We start from the raw sequence: 6,287 nt of genomic DNA on the forward strand, positions 1-6,287 counted from the left end.
CAGGAGTGCGCCTGGCACTCCTCGTGATCGGGCTGATCTGCAGGGGCCTCGATTCAGCATTCAGCGCCAGGGTGCCGGCCGCACCGCACCCGCCCTTGTAAAGCAGCTAGATGGAACATCATGCTCGTGGCGACCTATCTCCCTCGCTCGTCGGCGCTGCAGGCTGCGGGGATTCACCTGACACCGTGCATTGGTTGTTTGCTCTGAGCAGCAAGCTGAGTGAGGGCCGACATGGAGAGGGGTTGCTTGCTCCCGTATATGGCGTGATTCGTAGGGCGGGCGATCTACTGGATCGGGGCTGAGAGTCAGGCCGCATCGGGATCCAGACCCACTCTCCACGACCATCGGAGACTAGCCGACACCACTGCTTGGTCGTTCTGCTCTGCTTGGTGACGCCGAGCCGCACATGGGGATGCCTGACCCCTGCCTCCGAGGCATCGGAGCTACACCCGTGGGCGTCCAGCTCGGTCCAGGGCTAGTGAGGGTGCAGAAGCGACCTGATGCATGTCCAAGAAGGTCGCGAGGAGCCCCCCAAATGCTGTCCGGTTGGTCTGAGGTGGCGGCGCCACGTGAAGCTAGCCTACGACGCAGAAGGCGCCCTGACCTGCGATAATTGCCTCAAGGAGTCATCCATTCGGAGTGTTGACAAACAGCAAAACAAACATGGCAACACACAGGGGTACCTGTGTGTTGACACACAGACCACAAGTCATGGAGAGGTTGATGCTAGGCTACCGAGCAACCAGCTTCGGCCCCTCGTTGCCAGAGAACTGTGCATCAAGTGTGCTCCTCGTCAGGGACCAAGGCTTGACTCAGCATGTGACTCCTCCCAGTGCTGTCCGCATGCAGTCAGTGACGTATCGGTGCACGTCTTCACGGCTGGCAGCAAGGCGTGAGTCTTGCTGGTTCACAGACAGGCGTTACGGATGGCATTCAGGTTTGTGTGTCAGCGGGCACGACGTAGTTGATGCAAGTGGGGTGGATGGTTGAGATCCCGGTTTGATTCGGTGTGTGTGCAGCAACTTCGACACCACTCTGCAAGCCTGACTGAATGGATGGCTGCTTTTACATGCGACGATATGCGTCGACCTCATCGCGTTGACAGACCAGTGTGTCAACGGAGGTACACGATTGCAGACAGGCAGGTTGTGAACTGGACGGAGATGCTTGAATCTCAATCTGCACTGCCCTCCGTTGAAATGCGGAGACTTACCCCCGACGGTCACCTCATGCACTCGTTAAGCAACAGGTGTGCATCCTTGGTGATTCTCAGGCAGGGTAACCTCCATGCTCGTGCGCACGGTTGTCGGTTGTCCCGAAGGAGGGATGATCCACGTGTTCCTAAGATCGTTAACATGTCTGCGGATTTAGTGACAGGCCGGGCAGGTAGTAAGCATGGGCATAAGTTGGTCTGTCGGACAGATTGCAGGCGGTCACACCCTCCTGCGCCCGAGCGTGCTGCGACTCATGTCTTCAACGAGGCAGGCATCTTGACGTAGAAACTTGTGCATGCCATGGCTTGCCCAGATGGCGGGGAGTGGATCGTCCAGCTTCCTTCCGAGCCAGTGTTCCCCACCGCTCTAACCCCTGGGCTAATGAGTTGCGTTCAGGGTGAATGCGCGGATGAGCTACTCCAGGTGGTCTCGACTAAGAACCCACATGCACTGGCCGCGGGATACATGTATGGGTAACAGCAGGGAGTCACCTAGGACTCTGAGGATGTATCAGGCGCGGTTTGCCTGCGTCAGGTACAACGTGTAGGTCTCCGGCGTTGCATGTTGGTAGAGAGTCCTCATTGCCTGCCCGGCTGACCTCAAGGGAGATCGACTGCCAATGCCCATGGTGGTCTCGCGGCTTCCGTGGTCGTTGGGCCTCTCGATAGCCCTTGTGCTGGACGGATGTAGGCAGCGTGTGTACTCTCACGTGCTGATCGAGCATGGACGCCGGCGTGTCTCCACGCTTGTGGCAATGACGATCTGCCAAGATGCAAGAGCCCACCAGGGCCTCGCCGACTCCGAAAGTGAGCCCCGCCCGTGACCTTCGACCTCGCCGACTTTGGGATCGAGTACGACCAGTTCGGCAACGTCTTCGTGATGGCCAATGGGAAGGGCGGCGTGGGGAAGACCACCCTGACTGCCAACGCAGCGGCCAAGACCGCTCGCATGGGTCTTCCGAGCCTCGTCATCGACGTAAACGGGCAGGGCAACATGCACCGGGACCTCGGTTACGGGGAGAGGGACCAGGGTGCGGCCTTCGCCGAGTCGATGACCAAGGGGGCTCCGCTTGTACCCCTCACCGGGGTTCGCGAGAACCTCGACGTTATCGTCGGCGGCCCCGAGGTAAGGAAGATCAACGCTGTAGTGACGGACGTGGCTCGCAACGAGGGCTTCATGGCCGCGTACCTGCGCATGGCTGTTTGCCTCGCCCCGCTGCTTCCCCGCTATAAGGCCGTCTTCATCGACACACCGCCGGAGAATCCCGACCTCCTTCGCCTGTGCCTGTTGGCCGCACGCTATGCGGTGGTGCCGGTGAAGTACGACGCTGCGTCGCTTGATGACGGTCTCAAGGACTTCGGGCAGGCCTTCAAGATGGCGATCCAGGTCAACAGGCAGCTGCGGATCCTCGGGGTGGCTCACTGCTTCTCCCAGCGCAACTCGACTCAGATCCACAAGGAGATCGTGAAGCGCTCGCAGGGCATCTTGGGCAAGCACGCGTACGTCTTTCCGCGGGCCGTGGGCCATTCATCGACTATGGCTGGCCTCATCCGCGACCGTGGTCGTACGGCCTTCGAGCTCGAGCAGGAGCGTATGGCCGGCGCGAAGGGAATTCCGGACGCGGCACAGCCGCTGGCCGAGGACTACGAAGTACTTGTGACACAGATCTTTCAGCGTGCGGCTGAGCTGAGGAAGGCCGCCTGATGTCGAAGGTAGAGAACGTGGGAGTGCAGGACGCCGAGGAGCAGGGCAGCCCGGGGGCGCTGGAGGACCTCTTCGACGCGCCCCCGGAGGGGGAGGGGGCGTCTGACGACCCCTTCTCAGGCTGGGGAGACGGTCAGCCCTCATCACCGCCTGCTGTACCCGGTCAGAGCGCCACCGCGGCGGCCTCCAGGCGGGCTCCTAGCGCTGCTCGCCCTCACACTCCGGCGCCCGTATTTGATCCGGGCGATACAGGCGAGGATGACCAGGACTCGCCTAGCGGTCAAAGCGGGTTCCGTGTGAGTCAGGACGTTGCTAACCGACTCAAGGACTACCGTCAGGAACAGGATCTCAATGTCACCGAGGTCGTGATTCAGGCGCTCGACCACGTCGCGGACGAAGTCCCTGACGCCATGGCTCGCGCCAAGATGCCTGCCCGGGTTACCCCCACGCGCAGCCGCTTCGCCGCCCGTGGCAGCAAGGGTCCCCTCAAGGGAACCGGCCCTGTCCAGCGATGGTGGCAGCCCACCAAGGAAGACAAGGCCATCCTCAAGGAGATGGCCACGGAGGCTGGCGTTCGTGGCACTCCGGGAATCCTCATCGCGGTTGCGTTGAATGAGTTCCTGCCGGGCGGGGCCATGTGGCTGGCCGGCGTGCTTCGGAGGCAGATGGCCGAAGACTCGACCTTCCAGGCACCGACCGAGCTGGCGCTTTCGCGGACGTATAACGTCCCCCGCGAGATTGCGCGACTGGCGCTTGTGCAGCTGCAGGTCGAGGGACTGCTACCCGTCGACCAGGCGTAAGTGCCTGCGCCTTGGGCCGCCCAGCCGCCCAAGGCCTCGGCCAGCCTGAGTGCAGGGTGCTGCTGACAGTCAGCACTGGGCAGCCCCTTGGCAACGTCGTATACTGGCCCTACCGAGTTACTCAAGCGCGAACGCCCCGCCAGAATCTGGCGGGGCGTTCTTTGTGTTTCAGGCAACTCGCAGTCTGGGGTTGCCCTCATCTGGCGGCACCGTCTGGTACTCGGGCAGGTTGAGACCGACGAGACGGCCGGCTCTCATGTCGAGAAGGGCTTGGTGCCAACCGGCCTCCAGCGCATCCATGCTCTCGTACTTTGCGGCGAGTGGGTGAAGGCAGTACGTATTGCCCTTCTTGCCGACTCCACCGGGGGCGCGCAAGACGATGTTCAGCTCGACGAGCTGGTCCAGCATGACGCTCACGGTCGAGGGCACGACCTTGTACTCGATCGCCATCTGCTTCTGTGGCACGGGGATGGCCCCACCGAAGTCACTCCGGTAGACCAGGTAGTTGAGGAACTTGACAGCAGCCGCGCCGATGGGAAGGGCCCAGATCCGTTCGCTCACGAGAGGGGAGAGGACGGGGATGTCCATCAGTCGGATTCTCCTCGATCACGTCGTTGTCGTCTTCGGTGGGATATCACCCGGCCGCGTCCCGTTTGGCAGGTCGAGTGACCAGGTCTGGGAAGTCGAACGTCTCCTGGCCCGTGAGATCACCTGGTCCGATTCGGTACGGGAACGCCTGCGGATCGTTGTCATGACTTGCAGCGATCTGTCCCAGCACATCCCTTTGATCGTCGCTGTTCCCGGAGAACCACAGGCGAACATTCAGCTGGATCCGGCCGTAGCCTGCGGTTTCGAGCCACCCGTAGTTACACAGAGCCTTGACCGCCCGATTGACCGTCGGGCGGGTGATCGCCTTGGCGCCAGGCTTCTTCTGTTTCTGGACCTCTACATTGAGAGCATCGGTGATCTCCTGCTGGGTGTAGGACGTGACCCCTGTCCCACGCTTTTGACCACTGGCAACGAACAGGAACACTGCGACCTGCGATGGGGTGATGCGGTTCGCGATGATCAACTGAGCGAGCTTTGCGGTGAACCAGTTGCTGGCGAGGCTGTAGCCATCGTCGCCTGCCATGTCGTGAATGGTGGTCGGCGGATCCTCGTAGTCGATGCGGATCTGCTTTACCTTGCGTGGAGCCCGCCGGCTCTCCCTTCCCGCGCCGGGCGGCGTGATGCTGGAGGCCTGCCCCAACTTCACGGCCAGCGTTGCCATGACGTCCTCCAGGAGGTCGCCACGGCTTGAGGGCTCGGTGGGGGTGTCTGCAGGCCGACGCGGTCGACGCGTCGGCGGATCAGGCGTCACTCGTACCTCCTTGTTACTCAAGCGCGCCTGAGCCTAGCCCAAAACTTCGACTGAGCCGAAGTTTTGAGGCGGTGCGGCGTGTCTGATTCGACTCAGTGAAAGGTTCGACTGAGCCGAAGTTCTTGGCGCAGCTACACACCCCTGCGCAGACGGCTCGTCGCCGACACCTGAAATCTTCGGCTCAGTCGAACTTAACGAGGGACGGAGTGCGAAAGATTCGCCTCAGTCGAAGTTTCTGTGCCCCTAGGGCGCACACACGACCGTGAGCCGTCGACGCATCGGCGCCCACCCGCGATACAGCCACACAGTCCTGACCTGCTGCTTCTCCGGGGCCCGATAACAGGTCAGAAAAGTTCGGCTGAAGCGAAGTTATGGCCAATCTGTGCTGGCCGCGTTAACACTTTTGCCCCTTGAGTGTGTCGGCCGGAGCCACCTGACGTCGATAAAACTGCAGGTCAGAGGCCTACGAGCCCGCGGGCCTCTTATAAAAGAGGCGAGCCTACGCATCCACCGCACACCCCACCTACTTCACTGACGGCTCGCTCTGACCCTTCGCTCTGGAACGATGCTTCGGCAGCCAGGTTCGAGGATGCGGACCTCGATAGCTCACATGAGCCAGCCACACACATGAGCTCACCTGCGCACGCAACGTTCCTCCATCTGATCCTCCTGTAGCTCAAGGAAGTGCCCAGGCCATCGTGCCCAGTGAGGGCGCTCTGCGCCCGAGGGGTGCGTGTCCGACCGTCAGGGAGGTAAGCGCAGGGCGCGATGGGGGGCGGGTCCAGGGTGCCAAAGCGCCTGGCGCTGGGGGTCTGGGGGGCGAGTAGGCCCCCAGCAGGGGGTGCAGGGGGCTATGCCCCCTGACGGGGTTGGGGGCTGGCCCCCGCGATGCGGGTCCAGGGGCCGCTCGCCCCTGGCGGGGTCCAGGGGCAGCGCCCCTGGGATGTCCACCGGCAGGAGGGTGCCAACGACCAAGACCAGCCTGATTCCCAAGCCTGTTCCTGAGATACGAACGCGCTGTTCCGCCGCGCTCAGTGGCCACGCTTGGTCCGTCACTCATTCCGCAGGAAGGGAGCGTCAACGAGCTCATGGTGGCTCTGTTCCCGCTGGACGGAACGTAGCTGCCCAAGCGCGTTCGGAGCCCCGCTCAGCTCGAACCATCGGCTCTGGTAGCGCAGGAAGGAACTGCAGGAGACCTGGTGCCTCTGC

The 6,287-nt window shown here is 62.2% G+C and carries 4 protein-coding genes; 2 read left to right on the top strand and 2 right to left on the bottom strand.

All coding sequences use genetic code 11. The annotated features are described in order from the left end of the window. Positions 1-2,033: 2,033 nt before the first annotated feature. Complete coding sequence (locus ACFYNX_RS26595) at positions 2,034-2,918, top strand: ParA family protein (protein WP_388664787.1); 885 nt, start codon at positions 2,034-2,036, stop codon at positions 2,916-2,918. Between the two features lie 296 nt (positions 2,919-3,214). Further along, positions 3,215-3,718, top strand: coding sequence for a hypothetical protein (locus ACFYNX_RS26600; protein ID WP_388664789.1), 504 nt, complete (start codon positions 3,215-3,217; stop codon positions 3,716-3,718). Positions 3,719-3,886: 168 nt separating this feature from the next. Here ACFYNX_RS26600 and ACFYNX_RS26605 read toward each other — a convergent pair whose 3' ends face one another. Both ACFYNX_RS26605 and ACFYNX_RS26610 read right to left on the bottom strand, forming a co-directional pair. Next, positions 3,887-4,306, bottom strand: coding sequence for a hypothetical protein (locus ACFYNX_RS26605; protein ID WP_388664791.1), 420 nt, complete (start codon positions 4,304-4,306; stop codon positions 3,887-3,889). Positions 4,307-4,352: 46 nt separating this feature from the next. Next, a complete protein-coding gene (locus ACFYNX_RS26610; RefSeq protein WP_388664793.1) occupies positions 4,353-4,988 on the bottom strand; it encodes a hypothetical protein in 636 nt (211 codons plus the stop codon). Between the last annotated feature and the right edge of the window lie 1,299 nt (positions 4,989-6,287).

The sequence above is a fragment of the Streptomyces sp. NPDC007872 genome, from assembly GCF_042868165.1.
Taxonomy (GTDB): domain Bacteria; phylum Actinomycetota; class Actinomycetes; order Streptomycetales; family Streptomycetaceae; genus Streptomyces.

What these genes read in the sequence shown, in the direction of transcription:
- ACFYNX_RS26610 (WP_388664793.1), bottom strand. Translation starts at nt 4,988, where the DNA reads ATGGCAACGCTGGCCGTGAAGTTGGGGCAGGCCTCCAGCATCACGCCG.
- ACFYNX_RS26605 (WP_388664791.1), bottom strand. Translation starts at nt 4,306, where the DNA reads ATGGACATCCCCGTCCTCTCCCCTCTCGTGAGCGAACGGATCTGGGCC.